This window comes from Sphaerisporangium flaviroseum (assembly GCF_039537005.1).
GTDB lineage: Bacteria > Actinomycetota > Actinomycetes > Streptosporangiales > Streptosporangiaceae > Sphaerisporangium > Sphaerisporangium flaviroseum.
The window spans coordinates 755,955-778,204 of the sequence record NZ_BAAAZR010000008.1 but is presented as its reverse complement, the minus strand read 5'-3'; the positions used below and the strand labels follow the sequence as shown (position 1 = coordinate 778,204).

At 69.9% G+C, this 22,250-nt stretch carries 24 protein-coding genes and 1 pseudogene; 10 read left to right on the top strand and 15 right to left on the bottom strand.

The genetic code is table 11. The annotated features are described in order from the left end of the window. The 3 genes from ABD810_RS19655 to ABD810_RS19645 all read left to right on the top strand — a co-directional run. Nucleotides 1-1,593 (top strand): RHS repeat-associated core domain-containing protein (locus ABD810_RS19655; RefSeq protein WP_344941944.1); only part of this gene is annotated, 1,593 nt, incomplete at its 5' end. A 73-nt stretch (nt 1,594-1,666) separates the two neighbouring features. After that, nucleotides 1,667-2,332: a polymorphic toxin-type HINT domain-containing protein gene (locus ABD810_RS19650; RefSeq protein ID WP_344941941.1), complete on the top strand. Its 666-nt coding sequence runs from the start codon at nt 1,667-1,669 to the stop codon at nt 2,330-2,332. A gap of 15 nt (nt 2,333-2,347) precedes the next feature. Beyond that, nucleotides 2,348-2,815, top strand: coding sequence for a hypothetical protein (locus ABD810_RS19645; protein WP_344941938.1), 468 nt, complete (start codon nt 2,348-2,350; stop codon nt 2,813-2,815). 425 nt (nt 2,816-3,240) lie between these two features. On the opposite strand, the gene ABD810_RS19640 is transcribed toward ABD810_RS19645, so the two are convergent. Together ABD810_RS19640 and ABD810_RS19635 are read right to left on the bottom strand one after the other, a co-directional pair. Further along, nucleotides 3,241-3,885, bottom strand: coding sequence for a 3'-5' exonuclease (locus ABD810_RS19640; protein WP_344941936.1), 645 nt, complete (start codon nt 3,883-3,885; stop codon nt 3,241-3,243). 20 nt (nt 3,886-3,905) lie between these two features. Further along, a complete protein-coding gene (locus ABD810_RS19635; protein WP_344941933.1) occupies nt 3,906-4,733 on the bottom strand; it encodes a hypothetical protein in 828 nt (275 codons plus the stop codon). A 359-nt stretch (nt 4,734-5,092) separates the two neighbouring features. Between ABD810_RS19635 and ABD810_RS19630 the strand changes: the two genes are divergently transcribed. Together ABD810_RS19630 and ABD810_RS19625 are read left to right on the top strand one after the other, a co-directional pair. Then, nucleotides 5,093-5,485 (top strand): alpha/beta fold hydrolase, encoded by a 393-nt coding sequence (locus ABD810_RS19630; RefSeq protein WP_344941930.1) that lies wholly within the window; start codon nt 5,093-5,095, stop codon nt 5,483-5,485. Nucleotides 5,486-5,721: 236 nt separating this feature from the next. Then, complete coding sequence (locus ABD810_RS19625) at nt 5,722-6,597, top strand: class I SAM-dependent methyltransferase (protein ID WP_344941927.1); 876 nt, start codon at nt 5,722-5,724, stop codon at nt 6,595-6,597. A gap of 77 nt (nt 6,598-6,674) precedes the next feature. On the opposite strand, the pseudogene ABD810_RS19620 reads toward ABD810_RS19625, so the two are convergent. From ABD810_RS19620 to lxmK, 11 genes and pseudogenes are all read right to left on the bottom strand, one after another. Next, nucleotides 6,675-6,821: pseudogene (locus tag ABD810_RS19620) on the bottom strand (sulfotransferase); the annotation flags it as partial. An 86-nt stretch (nt 6,822-6,907) separates the two neighbouring features. After that, on the bottom strand, nt 6,908-8,083 hold the full coding sequence (locus ABD810_RS19615) for a M16 family metallopeptidase (RefSeq protein ID WP_344941924.1): 1,176 nt from the start codon (nt 8,081-8,083) through the stop codon (nt 6,908-6,910). 1 nt (nt 8,084) lies between these two features. Further along, nucleotides 8,085-9,305, bottom strand: coding sequence for a M16 family metallopeptidase (locus ABD810_RS19610; protein ID WP_344941921.1), 1,221 nt, complete (start codon nt 9,303-9,305; stop codon nt 8,085-8,087). After that, complete coding sequence (locus ABD810_RS19605) at nt 9,302-10,201, bottom strand: phosphotransferase (protein ID WP_344941919.1); 900 nt, start codon at nt 10,199-10,201, stop codon at nt 9,302-9,304. Before ABD810_RS19605 ends, ABD810_RS19610 begins: the two co-directional genes overlap by 4 nt. Continuing rightward, nucleotides 10,198-10,779, bottom strand: coding sequence for a flavoprotein (locus ABD810_RS19600; protein WP_344941917.1), 582 nt, complete (start codon nt 10,777-10,779; stop codon nt 10,198-10,200). Before ABD810_RS19600 ends, ABD810_RS19605 begins: the two co-directional genes overlap by 4 nt. Continuing rightward, the gene (locus tag ABD810_RS19595) at nt 10,772-11,740 is read right to left on the bottom strand and encodes an LLM class flavin-dependent oxidoreductase (RefSeq protein ID WP_344941914.1); all 969 of its coding nucleotides are present in this window, start codon (nt 11,738-11,740) and stop codon (nt 10,772-10,774) included. The genes ABD810_RS19600 and ABD810_RS19595 overlap by 8 nt, the downstream gene beginning before the upstream one ends. Nucleotides 11,741-11,815: 75 nt before the next feature. Continuing rightward, nucleotides 11,816-11,968: a hypothetical protein gene (locus ABD810_RS19590; RefSeq protein WP_344941911.1), complete on the bottom strand. Its 153-nt coding sequence runs from the start codon at nt 11,966-11,968 to the stop codon at nt 11,816-11,818. A gap of 39 nt (nt 11,969-12,007) precedes the next feature. Beyond that, nucleotides 12,008-12,166, bottom strand: a complete 159-nt coding sequence (locus tag ABD810_RS19585; RefSeq protein ID WP_344941908.1) for a hypothetical protein — start codon at nt 12,164-12,166, stop codon at nt 12,008-12,010. Between the two features lie 79 nt (nt 12,167-12,245). Further along, nucleotides 12,246-12,404, bottom strand: coding sequence for a hypothetical protein (locus ABD810_RS19580; protein WP_344941908.1), 159 nt, complete (start codon nt 12,402-12,404; stop codon nt 12,246-12,248). 5 nt (nt 12,405-12,409) lie between these two features. Then, entirely contained in the window at nt 12,410-13,483 is a 1,074-nt protein-coding gene (locus tag ABD810_RS19575) for a T3SS effector HopA1 family protein (protein ID WP_344941905.1), read from the bottom strand. Then, complete coding sequence (gene lxmK, locus ABD810_RS19570; RefSeq protein ID WP_344941903.1) at nt 13,480-14,568, bottom strand: class V lanthionine synthetase subunit LxmK; 1,089 nt, start codon at nt 14,566-14,568, stop codon at nt 13,480-13,482. The genes ABD810_RS19575 and lxmK overlap by 4 nt, the downstream gene beginning before the upstream one ends. A gap of 404 nt (nt 14,569-14,972) precedes the next feature. Here lxmK and ABD810_RS19565 point away from each other — a divergent pair, with 404 nt between their 5' ends. Continuing rightward, complete coding sequence (locus ABD810_RS19565; RefSeq protein ID WP_344941900.1) at nt 14,973-15,995, top strand: radical SAM protein; 1,023 nt, start codon at nt 14,973-14,975, stop codon at nt 15,993-15,995. After that, nucleotides 15,992-17,743, top strand: a complete 1,752-nt coding sequence (locus ABD810_RS19560; protein ID WP_344941896.1) for an ABC transporter ATP-binding protein — start codon at nt 15,992-15,994, stop codon at nt 17,741-17,743. Before ABD810_RS19565 ends, ABD810_RS19560 begins: the two co-directional genes overlap by 4 nt. A gap of 218 nt (nt 17,744-17,961) precedes the next feature. On the opposite strand, the gene ABD810_RS19555 is transcribed toward ABD810_RS19560, so the two are convergent. Together ABD810_RS19555 and ABD810_RS19550 are read right to left on the bottom strand one after the other, a co-directional pair. Beyond that, complete coding sequence (locus ABD810_RS19555; RefSeq protein ID WP_344941893.1) at nt 17,962-19,272, bottom strand: IS701 family transposase; 1,311 nt, start codon at nt 19,270-19,272, stop codon at nt 17,962-17,964. 126 nt (nt 19,273-19,398) lie between these two features. After that, nucleotides 19,399-19,881 (bottom strand): STAS domain-containing protein, encoded by a 483-nt coding sequence (locus ABD810_RS19550; RefSeq protein WP_344941891.1) that lies wholly within the window; start codon nt 19,879-19,881, stop codon nt 19,399-19,401. Nucleotides 19,882-20,097: 216 nt separating this feature from the next. Here ABD810_RS19550 and ABD810_RS19545 point away from each other — a divergent pair, with 216 nt between their 5' ends. The 3 genes from ABD810_RS19545 (at nt 20,098) to ABD810_RS19535 (ending at nt 22,242) form a co-directional block, all read left to right on the top strand. Further along, nucleotides 20,098-20,463, top strand: coding sequence for a helix-turn-helix transcriptional regulator (locus ABD810_RS19545; RefSeq protein ID WP_344941888.1), 366 nt, complete (start codon nt 20,098-20,100; stop codon nt 20,461-20,463). A gap of 336 nt (nt 20,464-20,799) precedes the next feature. Next, nucleotides 20,800-21,639: an LLM class flavin-dependent oxidoreductase gene (locus ABD810_RS19540; protein ID WP_344941885.1), complete on the top strand. Its 840-nt coding sequence runs from the start codon at nt 20,800-20,802 to the stop codon at nt 21,637-21,639. 267 nt (nt 21,640-21,906) lie between these two features. Beyond that, nucleotides 21,907-22,242: an ArsR/SmtB family transcription factor gene (locus ABD810_RS19535; protein ID WP_344941882.1), complete on the top strand. Its 336-nt coding sequence runs from the start codon at nt 21,907-21,909 to the stop codon at nt 22,240-22,242. Nucleotides 22,243-22,250: the final 8 nt, after the last annotated feature.

The window sequence follows — 22,250 nt, the reverse complement described above, 5'->3', positions numbered from 1 at the left end:
ACCAACGGACCCAAGCGCACCTACTCCTATGACTCGATGGACCGCCTCACCGGCGACACGCTGAAGACCTCCGCCGGCGCCGCCATCGCCTCCATCACCTACGGCTACGACCGCGACGACAACCTCACCACCAAGACCACTACCGGAACCGCCGGCGCGGGCACCAATACCTATGCCTACGACCACAGCAACCGGCTGACCTCCTGGACCGCCCCCGGGGGCGCCGTCACCGACTACGCCTGGGACGACTCAGGCAACCGCACCAAGGCCGGCACCAAGACCTTCACCTACGACGAACGTAACCGGCTGACCTCCGGCGACGGCACCACCTACACCTACACCGGACGCGGCACCACCGCGAGCGAGACCAAGAGCGGCGTCACCAAGTTGCTGAAGTTCGACGCCTTCGATCGGATGACCAGCGACGGCGAGGCCATCTACACCTACGACGGCCTAGACCGCGTCATCAGCCGCAGCCAGGGCGGCGTACTCAGCCGCTACCTATACGGCGATCTGACAAACGATCTCATCGCGATGACCAACGACGCTGGCGCCGTACAAAGCCGCTACAGCCGAGGCGTCGACGGCGAACCGATCGGCATCTCCGACGGCACCGGCCCCCGCTTCGCCTTCGCCGACCAGCACGGCGACGTCATCGGCACCTTCGGCGCCACCGCCACCTCACTGGCCGACTCGGTCGCCTACAGTCCCTTCGGCGAAGAAACCGTCAGAACCGGCGCCCGCCACGACCTCGGCTACCAGGGCGAACTCACCGACCCCGCCACCGGCAAAGTCAACATGCACGCCCGCTGGTACCAGCCCGGCACCGGCACCTTCACCAGCCGTGACACCTGGACACTCACCGCAGTATCTTCGATTCGACTGAATCGCTATGGCTATGCCGACGCTAATCCGCTGACACAGTCGGATCCCACTGGTCACGCGCCAGGCGGTCCTACTCCGACTCCGTGGAACTCCCCCGAATGTAAGGCATCCACTGTCAGCGGTCGTACAGGTCCGTGTGATCCGCCAGACACCGTTCAGGTGAACGACCAGAACTACTGTCAGTATCTCCCTGACTCGCCCTCGTGTCGACAGCACAAGAACAACAACGATGGCGACAAAAAGAACAACAATAGTCAGAACCAGCCCACCAGGAACACCAATGGCGGCGGCGGTGGATCGGATGCACCCCCACGTAAGCCGGTTATTGACTGTACCAAGGGTCCGAAACAGGGGTACTGCGACCCGCGAAAACGGGAGCAAAGGGAAGGCTGCGGGAAGAAATGCGGCTACGTCGAACCCTTTGATTCTGACGGGGTAACTCTCAACTGCGACCTATGGAATCCAGATCCGGACTGCCCCGTCCCAGACCCTGACCTGGTCAGCTGTGTCGGATGTTCCGCCCCGATCAAATTTACTCCTTCTCCCGGTCCACCCTTAATCGACGTGCCATATGGCAGCCAGCCACAACCGATCAACTGGGGCCAAATAATTCATGACGTATTCGACTTCATCGGGACGCACTTCGACCCTCCACCCCCAACTCTAGGGGGGAGGTGCTTGGCGGCTACCTCGGCCTCGGTACCCTAGCGCTCCCATTCCTCCCCGGGTTCCTCCACGCGTTCCTGGATGTAGCAGCTTCGTACCCGGAACCTTGGTCTTGATGGCCGACGGCACACACAAACCCATCAATCAGGTACAGGTGGGTGACTGGGTCACGGCGACCGACCCTGAAACCGGCCAGACCGGTCCCCGCCTCGTCCTCGATCTCATTCGCAGCAACGGCAACAAAGGACTCGTAGAGATCACCGTCGAAATCGTCGATGGCCGAGGTCACGCCAACGGCATGGTGATCACCACTGACAAGCATCCGTTCTGGGCCTCCGGGCTACATAGGTGGGTGAACGCGACAGAGCTTCAGACCGGTATGGTCCTGCAGACCAGCGCCGGTGCTCACGTGCGGATCAGCGCTGTGAAGAAGTGGACCGAACGCCAACAGGTCTACAACCTTTCGGTCGCCGGCATTCCGACCTTCTTCGTACGAGGGACAGGAGTCGATCTACTCGTCCACAATAGCCCGTGCAACCGGTGGGGTGTTGGAGGAAAGGCGCCCAATGCGCCCAGCAAGCGTAACCCGGATGGTGGCATGTCCCCGGATCGGGAGACGGCAGTGAAACGCGCGAGAGAGAAGATGAAGGAGCACGATACCTCCGTCTTCCGGGAAGAGTGTGGCACTGGTAAGCTTCCACACGTACACGTAGACGTTTATAACAATAAGGGACAAGTAATAGAGACGTGGCACTACCCTTATCCCAATCAGGCTTGCTGAATCGAGATGTGCTAGATGATAAATCCGACACCTGCGAATATCGTAAATGGGCTATGCGCGGCCTTGGCTGAACATGCCCGACTCTGTACAGAAGCTCCAGGTGATGCTGCCGCCATGGTTGCCCAGGTAGGGGAGGTTCACCGTCTCGCGCGTGAATACGGTGATGCGCTATTCTTGAAGTCCGGCTGGTCTAATCCACTGGGTAACATCTATGCCGATGCCTCGGATGAGGATATCGAGGATGCTGGGAAGCGTATACCCGCCGAAGACGGCCTATGGCTGACTGTGTTCGATAAGAGTGTGATCAGGGTTCCACACGCCGCACGTTTGATCACTTTTGCAGAGGAACGCTTTTCCCGCCCAGTGAAAGATGTGGAAGAGGCCATTACAATGCTGTGCGAGGCAGACGGCTGGAGGCCAGATAGTTACCCTGAACAGCTATTTGTTTCCGAGGGGAGAGAGATAGTGATGTATTCAGAATAATGAGACGCTGCCATCTCGCAACTGGTGATGCGGGCTGGACTGTCCTCAGTACCATGCCTTGACGGTCGGCTTTGCGAAATTGTGCATTTTGCCATGCCAGCCGAACTGCGCGTGCGTAGACAACTATAAGGTCGACGGCTTGTTTGTAGGCGACTGTGGTGTGCAGAAATGCGCGGAAGCCATGTGACGACGACCGCGACAGGGACGTCATAGTCTGTTGAGCGGTAACCACACGCAATGCCCCGCTCGCTCTTGGATGAGGCGTTCGGTTGCTGCTCACCGTCCCGTGGCGAGTTCGTATGGCGGGCGGTGGATCTGCCGGAAGGAACCGCAGCGATACCGTGCTGTCCCGTGAAGCCGTGACGAGCTGCTCCTCGGAGGCCGTTATGCGACTGATCCGTCACTGGATCTGCCGCAGCTGCACCCTAGAACAGCAGGAACTGCTCCGCGCCGTCTGACTGCGACTCATCCAGTAGTACATCGGCCGCCTGGCGCAGGCCGGCGACGGTGAGATCGGTTGTACGGGGCAAGTCGGCGATGAGCGCGGCTAGGAGCAGCGCGGCGCCGGTCGCGTCCCACAGGGCGCGGTGCGGCTGCCCTCCGCTGGTGAGGCGGGTTACTTCTTCGGTGAGCCCGTAGTGATCGAGAAGGACGGTCAGGCTTCGCCCGGGATTCCCGGTGCGGGCGAGCCGGGCGAGCTTCAGCGTGTCGATCAGCGCGGTCGGGCGGATCCCTGGGCAGCGCAGCGACAGCAATCGCCAGTCGACTCCCACGTTGTGCCCGACGATGTACGCCCCATCCAGGCGGATAGCGAGCTCCGGCTCGATGACGTCCAGGGAAGGCGCGGCAGCGAGTGTGTCGTCGGTCAAGCCCGGAGAGATCCAGGGGCGGCGTGGGATGCGCCGCCTTGGGTTGACCAAGGAGTGGTAGCCGGCGGCCATGTGGGGGCGGCCGGCTTCCAGCGGGACGACCCCGACCTCGAGGATCGCCTCATCGCCACGGTCCTGGCTGCCGGTGCCCTCCAGGTCGAACGCGACCAGTGGGGCGGCGGTCCACGGCTGGTCGTGCATGGTGGGCCTCTCCTGGTTGGTCAGTCGTCGTCGTAGCGGGCGCCGGCGGCGAGCCGTTCCCGCGCCTGGTCGAGTTGCGCCTGCTCTTCGTCGCTGAGTACATACCCTTGCAGGGCGCGCCCGTGAGCGGTGTGGACATGCGGGTGGTCGACCTCCCACACCTGGTAGCCCAAGGCGTGTTGGAGGGCGTACCGGCGTTGCTCGCCCAGGGCGTGCGTCAGCACATGGCCATCTTCCACCACGAACGGCGCGTCCACCGGGTAGCCGAACGATTCCAGGGCCGCCCGGAACTCGTCCTCGGTGGGTGTCCGGAGCGCGGACGCGCAGCGTGCGATCTGCGCGGCCGGGCAGATGTCGCATACCTCCGGCACGCCAAGGTGCCCGTTGTAGTCAGCCACCTGGTGGGCGTAGGTGACCCCGCAGGAGGTCTTGCGGAACAACGGTGTGGTGATACCGGAGTCGCGCCAGGCCCGCACGACGCGGGCGTCTAGGTCGCCGGGCAGCACCTTGCGGCGTTGGTAGTCATCCTCGTAGGGCACCGGCACCCCGAGGTCACGAAGGTATCCGGCGTTTTCCGGCTTGTGGTAGTAGCCGGTGAACACCACGGCGTCCACGTATCGGCCGACCTGGAGCACGCCGGCCATGGTGTCGGGGTCGTCGTTCCAGCCGGGCACGATCGGCCGCCAGTAGAGGATCACCTTCGTGCGGCGACGTAGGCTCGCCGCGGTGAGGATGGAGTCCACCGTGGTGGTGGTCTTGGCGATCGGCTCCACCCGGGCGTCCCGGATCCCCGAGTAGGTGAACAGCAGGCTCACCCGCACATTGCGCAGCCCTTCGAACACCGCCATGTCCGCAGGGGTGACGTGGAACCGTGTGCCGCTCGAAAACAGGATCTCGCTGCTCAGGGCTGCCGCGTCCGGGTAGTTCTACCGTCAAGGGGACCATAGGTGGGTGATCCTTTCGACTGTATATGCTGTTGCGCGTCGTCTGCTGTCTGTGCCAGCGGTGCTGCTGCGCCGGGAGCGCCACAGGATCAGGGGACTCGGCGAGCCGTGGCTGGCACAGCCGTACATCGACCGCACGTACTCCGCGCCGATGTGCGCACCATGGGCGCTAGACCGAGTGATCGATTGGGCGGTCCATGCTCGGTTCATGATCTTCGGTAGGCAGGCCGGGGACAAGGAGTTCACCGTAATGTGCCCGGCAGATGGTCCGCCAGCTCCTCACGCTCTGCTGCGCCGATCCGTCGGCCGTCCCAGAGGAGATCGTCGCCGCCTCGGTCGCCCTCGCCGAGCAGCGCGCCACCATACCCGGTCTCGACGCCGCATTTCTCTCCGCCGCCCGCTCCCTGCTCCTTCTGAACGCCAACCGCGGGGCATACTGGTCGGCGATGCGCGCCATCACCGCCCCCGTGCTCCTCATGCACGGCGAAAGGGATCGCCTGGTGCCCATCAGCGCCGCCCGGGAGGCGGCGTCGCGCAACCCGAACTGGCGGTTCGAGAGCCTCCCCGGCATCGGACACGTGCCACAACTCGAGGCGCCCGACCTCGTGGCAGACCTGCTCCTGGACTGGCTCGAATCGGCACACAGCAAGAACTGATCTGCCAGAGACGTCCTCGCCGTGGCCCACCATGGACTGATGGGCCGCCGGATCCGTCCCGGCTGTGACCACGAGTTCGCGCTACGCGAAGGGCTGCAGGACCTGAGCGGCGAACTCGAACAAAGGATCACCCGGTGCGTTGACCCGTGCCACCGCCAAGCGCAGAATGATTCGGCAGGTCCGTCGAGGTAGGCCTTGCGTGTCCGGTGTCCGCAGTCCCGAAAGGAGGCGGCGGGATGGGCGAACGAATCGATCCTTCGCCGCGGTTGTTCGGTGAGCACTCGAACTACGTCTTCGGCCACAATCTCGACGAACGGCAGCGGCTGGAGTTCCAGTTCAGTTTGCTGCGGGAGGATTTCAACCTGTGGTTCGACGAGATGCTGCGGCTGGGTGGCTTGGCGACGGACCCGGACCACGCGGACTGGTCGGTGCTGGACGTGGGGTGCGGCGAGGGCCAGTTCAGCCGTGAGATCGCGCGACGCTACCCGCACGCGCGAGTGGTCGGTGCCGACGTCGACGTCCCTGCGATCGCGGCCGCGTCCGCGAACGGCGTCCCCGGCACGAACGTGCGGTTTCTGGTGCACGACGCCCGGGAGCAGATCCCTGAGGATGTCGTCCCCGACGGCGGTTTCGACGCGGTGATCATGTGGATGGTCCTGCTCTACCTACCCGACAGGCGTGCCGCGCTGGCCAACTTGGTCGCGGTGCTGGCGCCCGACGGGGTACTGATGCTCGGCAACGTACCCGACCAGGCCCTGCGCCTGGACCACCCGTCCGCGGTGGCCATCATGACCGCCGGCCAGCAGGCGCTGCGGCGGCTCGGGACGCTCGGCCTGGAGCGCGAGCTCGATGACCTGCTGCGGCAAGAGGGCCTCGCGGATGTCACCACGGTGGTGCTGCGCCATCCGGTTGGTGGCGCGACCAGCCACGGCCAACGCTGGTACGCCTACGCGCTGGCCAGCCTCAAAACCGGTAAGCTCCTCCTCGTTGACCTGTGCAAGCTGATGGACGGCGTGGAGTACGACCGGCACGTCGAGCAGTTGGCGAACGCATCGGTGCTGGAGCTGTCGGGAGATTGTCGTTTCCTCGTCACGCTCGCACGCCGCGGCTGAGAGCCGTCAGCGACTGCCTTCGCCCCCAGGCGGCCGCGCGCCGCCGCCCAGCACGGCGGCGCACTCACCGGCCGTCCCTCGGCCAGGGCGAGCCACCGGCGGATCTGCTCCGGCCGCTCGATCACCTCCTTCATGTGGTGACACGGCCCGTACCCCAGCCGCTCCAGAGCCGTCTTGAGCGAGAGCGTTCCCGTACGGCCGAAACCAGCCCCGATGACCTGCATGATCTTTGCCATTTCCTCGGAGACCGCGCGGCGGCTACAGGGGAAATGCCTCATCATCGCCGGAGGCCGGCGAGGAGCCCCGCCGGTCACAGGGACAGGGGGGAGGCGAGCGTACCGGGGTCGGCGGCGACCAGGCCGGAGAAGCGCCCGGGAGCGAAGAAGTCCTTCGCCGCCGCCACCACGTCGCGAGACGACACGGCCGCCAGGCGGCGGGGGAAGTCGAGCAGCCACAGCGGGTCCCTGCCCTTGGCCGCCATGTCGGCGAGGGCGGAGGCGAAGGCCGCACGCGGGGCCAGGCGAGTGGCCATGGAGCCGAGCGCGTAGGCCCGGGCGGAGCCGATCTCCCGCTCGGTGGGAGGGTGCGTGCGCATCCGGCGCAGCTCGGCGGCCAGCACCTCGAGCGCGGCGCCGGTGGTGGCCGCCGCCGTGTCGGCCTCGATGGCCAGCAGCGCGCTGCCGGGGTGGGTGTCGAAGAAGGTCGTGACGCCGTACACGTAGCCCTTGTCCTCGCGCAGGCTCCTTGACAGCCGGGAGGACAGGTAGCCGCCCAGCACGTTGAGGGCCAGGAAGAGGGCCGGATAGCGCGGGTGCTCGACCGTCACCGCCTGCGCGCGCAGGCGGACGCGCGACTGCGGCGCGCCGGGCCGCGGCAGCAGCGCGAGCCGGCCGCCCTCGATGGGGGGAAGCGGCGGCAGGGGCGGGGCGGGGCACGGGGGTGTCGGCCAGCCGACGAGCGCCTCGCCGGCGGCGTCGGCCAGGCTTTCGGGGTCGTCCCGGCCCAGGATCACCAGGACGGCGCCGGACGGGTCCAAGGGCCGCTCCGGCCACCGCCCGACGTCCTCCTCGCTCACCTGGAAGGCCACCGGGTGATCGCCGAACAGGTGCCGCGCCAGCTCGTGCCTGATCGTGATGTCGGGGTGCGCGCGCACCATCTTCAGCTGGGCGGCCAGCTGCCCGCGCGCCGGCTCCACCTCGGCCTCGCCGGGTACCGCCCGCACCACCTGCGCCAGCGCCGCCGCCAGCGACCGCGGCTCGGGGCCGTGGGCGGTGACGGTCATCTGGTGGACGTCGGCCGCCGCGTCGAGCTCCACGTCCGACTCCACGTCCTCGCGCCGCGACAGGCAGGCCGCCAGCAGCATGGACGAGGCCAGGTCGCCCCGGGCCGGGCAGGGCCGGGGCAGGTGCAGGCGCGCCTCGACCAGGGGGGTGACGCCGTGGCGCAGGGCCAGCACCCGCAGGCCGTTGGCGAGCGTACGGTCCACGTCATTCCTCCTTCGGGCGGACGGTGAGCAGCGCGCGCGAGTCCGGGCGCAGACCGCGCGCCGCGGCCGCCACGTCCGAGGCGCTCACCCCGGCGTAGATCTCCGGCAGCCGCACGGCACGCGAGGCGTCGCCGAACAGCAGCTCGAAACGTCCCAGCAGGCGCACCCGGTTGGCGATGCGGTCCATGGACCGGTGATGGGAGGTGAGCCAGGAGCTGCGGCAGCGCCGCAGCTCCTGCTCACCGGGCCCGTCGCCGGCCAGTGACTCCAGTTCGGCGTCCACGGCGGCCAGCACCCGCTCGGCGGGCACCTCCCTCGGGTGCACCGCGGTGAGCACCCACATGTCGGGGTCTCGGGCGTCGAGGAAGTCGAACAGCCCGACACGCGCCGAGAAAGTGATGGTGTGTCCCGTCTCGCGGCGCAGGCGTTCGCGCAGTCGCGGCCTGCCGCCACCGGCGAGCAGGCCCGCCAGGGCCGACAGCGCGACGTGGGCGCCGGATGCCGGGTCGGGCACCCGGTGGCCGGCGGCGAGGGCCGGCAGCGGCGCGAGCCGGTCAAGGTAAGAGGCCTGCCGCGGCCCGGCCGGCGGCTCCCACCAGGAGACGGGCGCGGGGGCGGGCCTGGCGGGAATCTGCCCGAAGGTGCGTGCGACGACCTCCAGCACCGCCTCCGCCGAGACGTCCCCCGACACCGTGACCACGGCGTTGGCCGGGCTGTAGTGGCGTTCGAAGAAGGCCTCGCAGTCATGGAGGGTAACGCGGCGCAGGGACTCGTGGTCGCCGTACCCGTCGTGGGCGTTGGCGGCGTCGCGAAACAGCACCGGCGACAGCCTGGGCCAGGGAAAGCCGCCGTACGGTTTGCGGAGCTTCCCCAGGATCTCCTCGCGCACCACCGAGGTCTGTGCCCGCACGGCCCGCTCGGTGATCTTCGGGGCGCGCATGCGGGCGGCCTCCAGGGCCAGCACCCGGTCGAGGGCTTCGGCCGGGACGACGGTGTAGAAGTCGGTGTAGTCCTGCCGGGTCGAGGCGTTGCAGAACCCTCCGATGCCCTCCACCTGCTGGAAGTGCCCCTCGAACATCAGGTGCTCGAACAGGTGGGCGAGGCCGGGGAAGCCCTCGCCCCGGAAGCCGACGCCGTAGTGGACGGCGACGGCGGCCACCGGCGCGGAGCGCTCCTCCTCCACGACCACCCGCAGGCCGTTGCCCAGTGTCAGGCGCCTCATCGCCGGATCAACCGCCCGGCCCGCGCCGCGTCGATCACGTCGGCGACGATCCTGAGGTAGTCCAGCAGGATGTCGTGCCATTTGACGTACGCGGCGAAGTCGTGCACGTGGCTCAGGAAGCGCACCGTCGCGGCCCTGCCCACGGCGGCCAGGTCCAGGGGGGCGCCGTACCCGTCTAGCACGCGGCCGATGAGGGCGTCGTGGTCGAGGGTGGCGCGCCCGAACCGGCCGGCCAGCTCGCGAAACTCCACCAGTTCCCCGATGAGCCAGCCCACGTCGGACTCCGGTGCGCCGGCGCTCAGGTCCTCCCCGGTCAGCAGGGCGCCGTCGCGCTCCGCTGTCAGGGGCAGCAGGGTGCCCAGGCTGGGGGCGCCGTGCAGCAGCACGCGCGGCCGCGCCGGCGCGCACCACGCCGCGACCGCGGCGCTGCGGCCGGGGCCGAGGATGTCGGCCGCGTGCCGGTGCAGCCGGGGCGCGGCGCCGGGCCCGTCCCCGTCCAGCAGCCACGACAGCAGCCGCCGCGGGCCCTCGGGGGCTGGCAGGCCGCCCTGCGGGGCCGGCGTGCCGTGCAGCCGGGCGAGGGTCGCGCCGGTCTGCGCCAGGGTGTCGGCGATCCGGGCCGTGCCCGACGCGCCCCGCAGGAAGACGCCCGCCAGCGAGCCGGCCTGATCGGTCCGGTAGCTCACGCCGGTGCCGTCGCCCCGCTCGGGCAGCGCGAGCCTGACCGGTCCTGCGGGCAGCGCCCGGACGGCCGCGAGCACGGCGGCGCCGGGCATGCGCATCGCGTCGCGGCGCTCGGGCCCGGGCCGCCGGGTCCACAGGTAGTCGCCCTCGCCGTGCCTGACGATCGTGGTGTGCAGGAAGCCGGTGCCGAACGACTCGACGATCTCGCTCATCGCTCCTCCCGCTCGCGCCGTCGCTCCAGCTGTTCGATCAGGGTGGACAGGGGAGCGGCCGCCAGGGCGTCGCGCTCCCTGGTGTGGGTGCTCAGCGTGGGCACGGGGTCGGCGACCACGACGTTGGGCCGGTCCTTGAGCGCCGCGAGGTTGCGCCGGTAGGCATAGGAGCCGGCCGCGCCGGGCGGCAGGGCGGGCGCGATCCCGATCAGCGCCGACGTGCACTGCAGCGCCAGCAGAGCGGGCGTGTCGCCGCAGCCGCCGGCGAACCGGCTCAAAAAATGGTAGGTCGCCGGGTAGACCAGGACGGTGTCGGGCCAGCTCGCGTACTCCACGTGCGGCGAGCCCGGCTCCGGGTCCTGCGGCCAGACGTCGAGCGGCACGTCCCTGCCGGTGATGGCCGCGACCGACTGCCGGGTCACGAAGCGCTCGGCGCTTCGGGTCAGCACCACCCGGACCTCCAGCCGCGGGTAGCCGTGCCGCAGCCAGTTGAGCCAGTACGGCAGGAAGGCGGCGCCGAGCGACCCGGTGGCGAGCACGAGCAGGCGTTCGGCGCCGAAGGGCGGCGCGCTAGTCATCGGCGCCGGCCATCGCGTCGAGGATCTGCTCGGCGTCGGCCAGCGCGGCCTTGTACCCCTCGGTCCGCATCACTCCCGCCGGGTTGAGAACGATCTCCTCGACGCCCGCCTCGCGGTAGCCGCGCAGGCGCTCGGCGACCTCCTGCGCCGTGCCATACACGTAGACCCCCGCCTCCACCAGGGCGGCGGCGCCCGCGCGCGGGTCGGCCGGATCGGCGCTCACCCCGGCCCGCCTGAGCATGTCGGTGTAGTGCGGCGCCCGCAGGTGGTGCCCGGCCCCGGCTTCCGCGAGCCTGCGCGGGTCGCGGCCGGCGTCGGCCAGCGCCACGTGCACGACGGCCGCGACGCGAGGCGGCGCTCCGCGGTGTGCCGCGCCCTCGGCCAGGGCGGGCATCAGCGTGTCGCGCACGTAGGCGGGCGGCGTCATCCAGGTGATGGCCACGTCCGCGACGGCGCCGGCCTTGCGTGCCATGCCGGGGCGCAGCACGCCCAGGCCCACCTCGACGGGGGCGTGCCTCATCGGGGGCAGCCCGCCGCCGCCGGCGGCGTACGCCTCGCGGGAGGTGGGGGGGATCTCGCCGTCGAGGATGGCGCGCAGCGCCCGGGCATAGTCGGCCGCGGCCGTCGCGGGCCTGTCGTAGGGCGCGCCGCGCAGCGCCTTGACCAGCTCCGCGGTGGCGGCGCCGTACCCGGCGACGACCGGCCTGCCGGTGAGCACCGCCAGGCTGCGCGCCTGGGCCGCCGCCTCCAGCGGGTGGCGCAGCGGCATCAGCGTCACCCCCAGCCCGGACGCCACCTTGATCCCCCGGCCCGCCAGGTAGGCGATCGTCTGGTGGGACTCGGCCATCACCGATTGCCCCAGCCAGAGCCGGCCGGCCAGGCCGCTTCTCACCAGTTCCCCGAAGGGCACGACCACATCGGGATGCGCGGGCTGGAGCGGGAACAGCAGTGCGGGAGCCATGAACCCTCCTAGGTGTGTGTCGCCTCCCGAGCCGTGGCGGCGCCGCGAGATCGCGGCCCCGCCACGTCGATCACCTCAGCAGCCGCCCTCGATGGTCAGCGTGCAGATGCTGTAGATCCAGTCGGTCGTCGTCGGGAGGGCCTCAAGGGTGTCGACCCCTGGGACCGCCGCGACCTCGGCGAGCGAGGTGTAGGCGTCGGCGCCCTCCATCAGAACCTCAGCGGACATGTGTTCACCCCCTTTGCGGCTCAGGCTCGAAGCGCCGGTTCAGCAGCCGGACTGGATGGTGTAGGCGATGCTGCACAGCGGGCTGGTGAGCCAGCTGTTGGGCGGGAAGGCCTCGAGGTTGTCGCCGCCGGGAACCGTCGCGACCTCGGCGAGCGAGGTGTAGGCGTCGGCGCCCTCCATCAGGATTTCAGTGGACATGGCGTTCTCCTTGTTGCTCTCAGGTGAATACGGGGTCGTGGCGTGGCCGCACGTGTCGCGAGGCCGCCACGCGGTTTCGTCAGCAGCCGGACTGGATGGTGTAGGCGATGCTGCACAGCGGGCTGGTGAGCCAGCTGTTGGGCGGGAAGGCCTCGAGGTTGTCGCCGCCGGGAACCGTCGCGACCTCGGCGAGCGAGGTGTAGGCGTCGGCGCCCTCCATCAGGATCTCGGTGGACATGGTGTTCACCTCCTTTCCTGGATCTCGCGGGTTCCGGACCCGGGTTCGGGTCCGGTGGTCTCGAAGGGGAGCGGCGGCGAGGCGAGGTTGCGGTGCACCGCGCCGGGCATCGCCCCGGCGGCCCGCAGCGCCTCGGTCACCGCCTGCTCCCGGTCGCCGCCCTGCCCGGCGCAGGCCACCAGCCCAGCGGCGACGGCCTGGGAGCGGTGCTCGCCGAAGCTCAGCCCGCGCATCCCCGGCCGGAGGTCGTGCGGCTCCCAGGCCCAGCCGACGCCGCAGCCGAGCGCGGCGACGTAGAGGGACAGGTCCTCGCGCAGCCCGGCGGTGGCGGCCGCGGCCGCGGCGACGTCCGGGGCGGCATGCCAGGAGCGCCGCCCCAGATAGACGACGACGCTGTCGCGGCGGGGGTAGTGGTCTCGGGCCGAGAGCACCTTGGCCCGGTAGGGCAGCCGCAGCTCCTCCAGCCGCGCCAGTATCGCGCCCCACAGCCCGGCAGCCGCGTCGGGCGTCCGGGCTCCGGCGTACACCCGCACGCAGGCGCCCTCCTGCATGCCGTGGCCCTGCGATCCGTTGACGAGCAGGAAGCCGGGCGACAGTGCCGGCAACACCGCCGGCAGGGTGACCCAGCGCGACAGCCCCCCGCCGGCCTCGCCGCCGGTCCCGGTGCCGGTCTCGGTCCGGGTCTGGCCGCGGGTCTCGCCGCCGGTCTCGGTGCGGGTCTGGTCGCGGGTCTCGGTGCGAGCCTCGGCGCCGATCCGGTCCTGCGGGATCAGCACGCGCACGCCGTTCAGCCGGACCACCGCCGACGAGCCGGGCTCCACCGTGGCCAGGACGCGGGTGCTGTCGTGCGGGACCATCGCGCGAAGCGCCTGCTCGAAGCCGGGGTCGTGCGGTGGCCTGCGCGGCTGCTCCCTGTGCGGGTCGCGGCCGGTGTGGAAGGCCTCGTACAGCGCGTCGGCGAGCACCTTGCGCAGGGCCTTGGGGCCGCCGGCAGTGATCTCCCGGCCGTCCACGGTGGCCGAGGTCAGGTCCGCGCCGACGCGTACCCGCTCCAGTGCCCGCATCAGTGCCCGCGTCATCGTTCGTCTCCAAGGCCCAGGATGGTGGTGAAGGCTGCGGGGTCGAGCAGGAGCCTGCGCCCGACGCCGGCCGCGGCGCGCTCCAGGGGTGACAGCCGCCCGCGCCGGTGGCCGGCCACGATGAGCCGGTCGATCAGGTGCCAGCCGGCGAAACCCGCCGCCCTGGCCACCAGCTCGCGGTCCGAGCGCGCCGCGGGCCTGGCCTGCAGGTAGCCCGACCAGAAGGACTCGACGCAGGGCCGCAGGGCCTCGAAGCGGCGGGTGCCATTGGCGACGACCTCGCGCTCGTTCGGGGTGTCGTCGCCGCCGGCCATGCCGAGCACGCCCCGGTAAAGCCATTCGCCGGCGAAGGCGCCCACGTCGCGCGCGGCGTCGGCCGCCCTGGCCTCCTCCCAGTCGGTCAGGTAGAGGGTGTCGTCGTGGTGCAGGAACTGGTCGAGCCGGATGTCGCAGTGCACCGGGACACGGGGGGCGCTCCGCTCCCACCGCGCCAGGTCGCCGATCGCCTCGACGATCGCGGGGTCGTTGTGCAGGATCGCCCACGCCTCCAGCTCGGCGCCGCTCGCGGCCGCGTAGACGCTCAGCGGGAGAGCCGACAGGCGGCCGAGCGGCGGGACCGGCGGCGGCGAGGTGTCCTGGGCCACCACCGGCGGCGCCTGGAGGGTGTGGAGCGTTCCGATCTGCAGGCCGGCCGAGCGGGCCAGCTCCCAGGTGAAGTCGTCGTCGGAGGCGAGGTCGGCTCCGCTGCGGGCGTCCTGCAGCAGGGTGAAGGCCACCAGGCCGGATTCGGCGTCGCCGCCCAGGAACCGGGGCGCGTTGATCACCTGGTGTCCGTCGAGCAGCGCGCTCATCGCCCTGGTCCGCTCCACCCTGAGCCGGACCAGGTCCGCCTCGCCGAGGGTCTTCTTGACGAAGACCGGGACGCCGGCGTCGGTCACTCCCGCCCAGCTGTCGTTGCGGCCGAAGAACGCGGTGATCGCGTCCTGCCGCAGCGCTCCCAGGCCGAGCTCGGTGAGGAAGCGGGTGACCTCGGGCACCTGCTCCAGCGGTACCGGCTCCAGCGTCAGCCGCTCACGCACCGCCATCGCCGACTCCTGGGACAAGGGCCGCGTGCGCGGCCGGTACGCGTTCGTCGTGCATGGTTGCGTCTCCCCGTCGTCGGAACGGACGTCCGCGATCCCCGGGCCGGACACGACGTCCGAACGTGACGTCGGACCGTGTCCGGCTGACCGCGGTTCAGAGCATGCAAGGCGCTACTTGCGCCGCACTTGGAGGCGACTGCAGGTGCAGGTGGCGAGGACGGCGGCCGCCGTCACAGCGAGCGTCGCCACCATTGTTTGTGCAGGTCACAGCGTTTCTGGGTGGTTCGCGGCGGGCGGGAGCGAGTGTCCTGCGCGCTTGAGGACACGCTCCAGCCGCTTCCAAGTGCGGCACAAGCGGCGCCGCGCATGCTGGCGCCCACCGACCGTCAGGCGTTGAAGGGAATACCATGAGCAGCCTCAAAGGGCCCGGTACCGTCACCTGGGACGTCACCTATGCCTGCCCCCTGCGATGCACGCACTGTTACTCCGAGTCGGGCAGGCGGCCCTCTCGCCAGCTGGGCCACGACGAGATGCTCCGGGTCGCCGACGCGATCGTCGCCCTGGGCCCGGAGTCGGTGGAGTTCGCCGGCGGCGAACCGTTGCTGGTGCGGGGGATCTTCGACGTCGCCGAGCGCATCAGGCAGGCCGGCATCGCCGTCAACCTCTACACCGGCGGCTGGACCTTCACCCCGCGGGCGGCCCGGGACGCCGTCCGGGTCTTCTCCCGGATCACCGTGAGCGTCGACGGGGCCAGCGCCGAGGTCCACGACGGGATCCGCGGGCGGGCCGGCTCGTTCGAGCGGGCGATGCGGGCGCTGGCCATCCTCGACGAGGTCGCCCCGCACCACGAGGTCAGGTTCGGCATCGACTGCGTGGTCACCCGCGGCAACCTCCACCAGATGGAGGAGTTCTGCACCGCCGTCGCCCCCCGCTTCGCGAACATGGCGTTCCTCATCTTCGGCGCTGTGCTGCCGTCCGGGCTGGCCAGCAGGCCCGGCTTCGAGGGCGAGCTGCTCACCGAACAGGAACTGAGCACGCTGGCGAGCCCCGAGCGCGTCACGCACCTGCAATCCCTGGCGCCGCCCTCGGTGCAGGTGATGACGACCGACAACTTCCTGCTGCAGATGAACCCCGACATGATCGCGCGCTACGGCTTCCCGATGATGCAGGTGGAGCCCGACGGGCAGGTACGGGCGATGCCCATCTACGAAGGGACCGTGGGAAGCCTGCTGGCCGACGATCCCCTCACCCTGTGGCAGCGCTCGATCGAACGCTGGCGCAACCCCTTCGTGGTGGAGACCCTGTCCTCGATCCGCTCGATGCGCGACTGGGCCGAGGCGACCCGGCGCCTGGACCACCACTTCGGATCCGAGGAGGTCCGCCGCCGCATAGCCCTTCGCCCGGCCTACCTCGCTCCCGCCCCGGCATGAGCCGCGCGCACGGTTCCTGGCGGCCGCTGCTGGACCACCTGCGGCCCCACCGCGGCCTGCTGGCGCTCGGCGGGGCGCTCACCCTGGCCGGCTCGCTGGCCGGGCTGGCGATGCCGCTGCTGGCCAAGACGGCGGTCGAGGCGTTCGGCGCGCAGCGCTCGCCGGCCGGGCCGCTGCTGGGCCTGACCGTGGTCGTGCTCGCGGCAGGCGCGCTCGCCGGCGCGCTGGGCAGGTACGTGCTGGAGCGGATGGGGGAGGGCATCGTCTACCGCGCCCGGCGCGACCTGGTGGACCGGATGCTGCGGCTGCCCGTTTGCGAGGTGGACCGGCTCAAGCCCGGCGACCTGCTGTCTCGCGTCACCTCCGACACCACCTTGCTGCGCGCGGTGTTCACCGACGGGATCGTCGAGTCGGTCACCGCGGTGTTCATGCTGGTGGGCGCCGTGGTGATGATGGCGCTCATGGACGGGCCGCTGCTGCTGGTCACCGTGGGCGTGCTCGTCCTGGTCGGCGGGCTGGTGGGCCTGGTCATGCCGCGGATCCGGCGGGCCTCGGTCCAGGCGCAGGAGTCGGTGGGGGAGATGGGCGCGGCGCTGGACCGGGTGCTGCAGGCCTTCCGCACGGTCAAGGCCGCCGGCGCCGAGCAGCGGGAGATCGATGCGGTGGCCGGCGCGGCCCGCCGGGCCCGCGACCGCGGTGTCGCCGTCGCCTGGTGGACCTCCGTCGCGGGCACCGCCTCTTGGGGCGCCGCCCAGCTCACCTTCGTGGCGGTGCTCGGCGTCGGCGGGGCCCGGGTCGCCTCCGGGGCCCTGCAGGTGTCGTCGCTGGTGGCCTTCCTGCTCTACCTGTTCTACCTGGTCGCGCCGATCGCCCAGCTGCTGCAGGGGCTCACCAGGGTGCAGGGCGGCCTGGCGGCGCTCAGCCGGATCCGGGAGATCGAGGACCTCCCGGCGGAGGAGACCTCGCCGGCGGGCCCGGGCGGCACGGACCGGGTGCAGGCGGCGCCGGTCGGCGTGAGGTTCGAGAACGTGGCCTTCGGCTACGGCGGCGGCCGCCCGCCAGCGCACCACGAGGTGTCCTTCGCCGTCCCGGCAGGCGGCGTGACGGCGCTGGTCGGCCCCTCGGGGGCGGGCAAGTCCACGGTCTTCGCCCTGCTGGAGCGGTTCTACGAACGCCAGGGCGGCGAGATCAGCGTCGACGGGCGCGACATCCGGCAGTGGCGGCCGTTCGAGCTGCGCGCCGCCCTCGGCTACGTGGAGCAGGACGCGCCGGTGCTGGACGGCACGCTCCGGCAGAACCTGGTCCTGGCGGCGCCGCACGCCTCGGACGAGGCCATCGGGCGGGTGCTCCGGCTGACACGGCTGGAGGAGCTGGTCGCCCGGCTCCCCGCGGGGCTGGACAGCGAGGTGGGTCATCGCGGCGTCACGCTCTCCGGAGGCGAGCGCCAGCGGGTGGCCATCGCGCGGGCGCTGCTGCGCCGCCCCCGCCTGCTCCTGCTGGACGAGGCCACCTCCCAGCTCGACGCGGTCAACGAGCTGCTGTTGCGGGAGGTGATCGCCGAGGTGTCCTCGGAGACCACCGTGCTGGTGATCGCCCACCGGCTGTCCACGGTGGCCGGCGCCGACCAGATCGTGGTGATGGAGGGCGGCCGGGTCAGGGCCACCGGTACCCACGCCGACCTGCTCGGCACCGACGACCTGTACCGCGAGCTCGCCGCCACCCAGTTCCTCGCCGCCCGGCCCGCCTAGTCCTTCAGTCGTAGATCGCCGTGACTCTTGGAGATCCCTGCGTCGGTGGGGGTCTGGCGGTAACCTGCCGGGCTCGGTGACAGGCGCGGGCAACGGCTTGGCGGCGACGTCTCCAGCGGGACCAGGCCAGCGCATGCTGCAGCCGTGCGCTCGGGCTGGGCAAGGTCGTGACCGCGAGGAGAAGGCGACGGATCTCGTAGGTGGAGTACCCCACTGGCTCAACGCGGCTGGAGAGCGTGGAGGTGCTGGTGATAGACGGGGCGAGAACCCCCTGTGTGGGTGGTGGTGCCGTCGCCGTCGCAGTGGAGATCGCCCTCGGCCACGGCGGTGGTGGCCTGTTGGACGGCGAGGAATGCGGCGGCTAACTGGGCAAGGGTGATGTGCCGGTACCAGCCGTGGTAGGAACGGACCTCGTAGTCGGCCAGGCCGCAGGCGGATTTGCCGAGCTTGATGGCTTCTTCTACCCGCCACCGGGCGCCGGGTACGAGAACCAGTTCCTCGATGGGTGTGTCGGGTGGCCCCCAGGCCAGGTAGTAGTCGCGGTCGGCCGGGGTCTCGGGGCGACGTCGAGCGATCATCCAGCGGGCCCAGCAGCTGGGGTCGGCGGCGGACTGCTGGTCATCCGCGCCGATACCGGCTTCCGGGTCGGGCAGGCGGCGGACCCACCACTGCCAGATACGGGTGTCCAGCTGGGACGGCCCGGCCGGCAGGCTCAACCAGTCGCACTCCTCGGCGATCCGGGCGACGAGACCGGCCACGTGCCGAAAACCCGGCCGATCCAGCACTTTCTGGTTGGCCTGGATGGTCACCGCGTAGGGCAGGCCACGCTCTTCCAAGGAGGAGCGGAAGGCGCCGTCACGGCCGTAGACCTCATCGGCGGCCACCCACACATGGCCGGGCGGCAGATCGGGCAGAACGCGGCTGATCATTTGCTCGGCCAGGCGCGGCTTGGTGGCGAACGCGCGCTCGCCGGGGATGTGCGCGCCCGCGCATCGGTCCCGATCCTGCATCCACTCCTCGGGCAGGTATAGCTCACGGTCGATCATGGCTTGCCCGGCTGCGGTGGCCCAGGCCGCCATCACCCCGATCTGGCAGTTGACCACAGCACCCGCGGTGCCCGTGTACTGGCGGGCCACTCCGGCCGAGCTGCGACCCCGCTTCTCGAACCCTGTCTCGTCGATCACCAGGACCCCGGCGCCACCCGGACCTGCGCCCGGCATCGCCAGCCCATCCAGCACATAACGGCGCACGAAATCCCGCAGCATGTCGGGCTCCCACACCGCTCGCGACAGCAGGTGTTGCAGCCCCCAGGCGTGCTCGTCGCCGACGTACTCGGCCAACTGCCAGCCGTTCTTACGCGAGATCGGCCCCAGCAATCCCCGGACGAAGTCAGCCGCCCGACGCCGCACCTCCACCCGCGGAAAGATCTCACCCACCTCGACCAGCAGATTCTCCAACTGATCCGACCACTCCTCGGCCCACTGCTGATCGGTAACGACCGAGCCGATCTGCATCATCGGTGCACGCATACCCGCATGCTCTTCGCCGGGATGGCCGAGTGCGGGCGGGAGTATGTGCGGGAAGTCAGCCATCCCTCGGTGGCCGGCGTCTACCGGATGCCGGCCGAGCCGAGCGGGCCGATGCCAGGGTGAGGCTCATGTCAGTGCTGGTGGGAGCACAACCCCGACGTCCACAGCGGCGGCTGGAGAGTTCTGGGCGGCGAGCTGGGCAGGGGTGAGGTCGGCGACAAGGCCGCAGGTGGGACCAGCGGTGAAGTCCGTGGCAGCGGTGTGCGGGCTGACTGCTTGGAGTGCGCATGGCAGGTCGGGGTGCAGATTCATCACCGGTCCCAGGCGGGTGATCTCTAGTAGGCGCAGCACGCGTGTGTGCGGGCTGATCACGTGCAGGTCGCCACCGGCGACCTGCAGCCGGTTACGGGCGCGGAGCAGGACCGCCAGGCCGGAGCCATCCAGGAAGGACAGGCCGCTCAGTTCCAGCAGCAGCGGCTCTTGTGAGCGCGGATGGACGCCGGCGAGAAAGATCTCCAGCTGAGCGGAGTTGGTGGCATCGACTTCGCCACTAACCCAGACCACCGTGCCGGCGGGCAGGCGATGATAGGTCACCATGAGTGGGCTCACGGGTCATCTCTCCAGTCGGCGGGAAGGCGAGGGTCGGGTGTCCGGCTCCGTGCTCCTGCGCTGCCCGGACAGTGGTTGTCTTGCAGCGAGGAATGGTTCCGGGCCAGAATATCCACTGAAGCATGTTACCGGAAAGACAGTTCATGAAAAGTTTCGGGAGTAGGCGCGGACCTGTGGTGAGTTATCAGCCTGCTAGAGCGAGAGTGTGACGCCGTCGTGACCGTTTCCGAGGGCGGCTCTTCCCGCTGGACTTTCCTTACCCATCACGCCCGGGTGCTGATGGAGATCGCCCGCCACCCGGACGCCACGATGCGCGACATCGCCGCGGCGATCGGCATCACTGAGCGCGCCGTGCACGGCATCATCAATGATCTGCACCAGGCCGGATACCTGAGCCGCGAACGTGTCGGGCGGCGCAACCACTACCGCATCCATCCCGATCAGCACCTGCGCTACCCCACCGAGGCCGCCTTTCCGGTCAGCCGACTGATCGAGGTGTTCGCCGACCACGACCTGGCCGAGCATCCCCACCAACGCGATGATCGGATGCGCACGCCGCAGGATGTCGACCGGCCCGGCTGAGGTGAGCGACCAAGATCGCTGGGCCGAGAAGGCCGCCGACCCGGGCCTGCTACCTGGCGCCGGTGAGTCGCGCCTGGTGCCGGGGGTCGGAGAACAGCGGAGCGGAAAGTCCCGTCACGGCCGTCTGTCGAGGTGAGAGGGTAAGCGAGCCCGCGTCGGTGACCACCGCTCCAAGGGGAGAGAAGGTTATGGCCAGAGATGCACCACGATGGCATCAGCGGGGGCGCGGCGGGCACGGTAACCCGGGTACGCCGCTCAACCGTCGGCCACTCGCCCACGGTGAGAACCTTGGGGGGACGTATGAAAGTCGGCCTCGGCCTGCCTATCAGCGAACCTGTGGCCTTGCTGGAGTGGGCTCGGGGCGCGGACGAGGGCCCGTTCAGCACGCTCGGTTTGCTGGACCGTCTCGTCTACGACAATCCCGAGCCTCTGGTGACACTGGCCGTACTCGCGGGGGCGACCTCCAGAATCCGCCTGCAAACAGAGGTGCTGCTCGCTCCGCTCCGCGAGCCGACGCTGCTGGCCAAGCAGACCGCGACCCTGGACCGCATGTCGGAAGGGCGCTTCACGCTCGGCATCGGCTTGGGGGCGCGCCGGGACGACTACGAGGCCACAGGTGCGGACGTCCACCGGCGCGGCGCGCGGCTAGAGGAGATCATGGGAGTGATGCGCCGAGTCTGGTCGGGCGAGCCGTACGGCGAGGGGATCGGCCCGATCGGGCCCAAGCCCGCCCGTCAGGGCGGCCCGGAAGTGTTGTTCGGTGCCTTCAGCCCGGCCGGGATCCGTCGTGCCGCCCGCCTGGGCGACGGTTTCTTGTGCGCGGCGCACCTCGCCGACGCCGAGAGTCTGTTCCGGTCCACCGAGACGGAGTGGCAGGCTCAGGGACGCTCGGGCCGTCCCCGGCTGGTCGCCCAGTTCAACGCCGCACTGGGACCGGATCATCTGATCAAGGAGGCGCGTGACCGGTTGTACGACTACTACAGCGGCCCCCACTACATGAACCTGCCGGTCGGCTTCGCCGACGGTGCAGTGGCCAGCATGCTCACCACGTCCGACCAGATTTGCGACACGGCCGCCCGGATGGCGGACATCGACGCCGACGAGGTCATGTTCTACTGCTGGGCCTCGGACGTAAGCCAGGTGGATCGCTTCGCCGGGGCGCTCAGAGGCATGTGAAATCCGCCGGAACCTCTCAAGCCCGCGGAAGGCGCGCCAGTCCGCCGCCGAGAGCCTGCAGGACTGCCAGGCCGGCCGATGCCGGCGCACGCTTGGGCCCGTTGGCCCGAGCAGCACCACGACGGACGCGCCGTAGCGCCGCCATGGCATGCCACCGTTAAGGCGAAGGCCCTGGGCTGCGAGCCTTTGGGCTCACGGATGCCAGCCCTATGCCGTCGGGGCGACGGGCTTCCGTTTCCCAAGTATATCGAATATCGTCGATGGACGATGAATGAGAAGCAGGAGTCACTGCCGCGTGCGGAGGCCGAAGAGTACGCCGCTTGGTTCAAGGCGCTGGCGGACGCGACGCGGATCCAGATCGTGTCGTTGCTGGCCCGGCGGCGGGTGCCGATGAGCGTGGGCGAGATCGTGATGGCCTCCGGGGTGGGCCAGTCCACCGTCTCCCACCATCTGAAGATCCTGGCCGAGGTGCGGTTCGTGCTGGTTGAGAAGCAGGGGACCTCCAGTCTGTACCGGATCAACGAGGCCTGCGTGCGCTGTTTCCCGACCGCCGCCGATGTGGTCATGGGCAATCCGGTACCGGCCGCGCCCACCTGCGAGTGAAGGAGCAC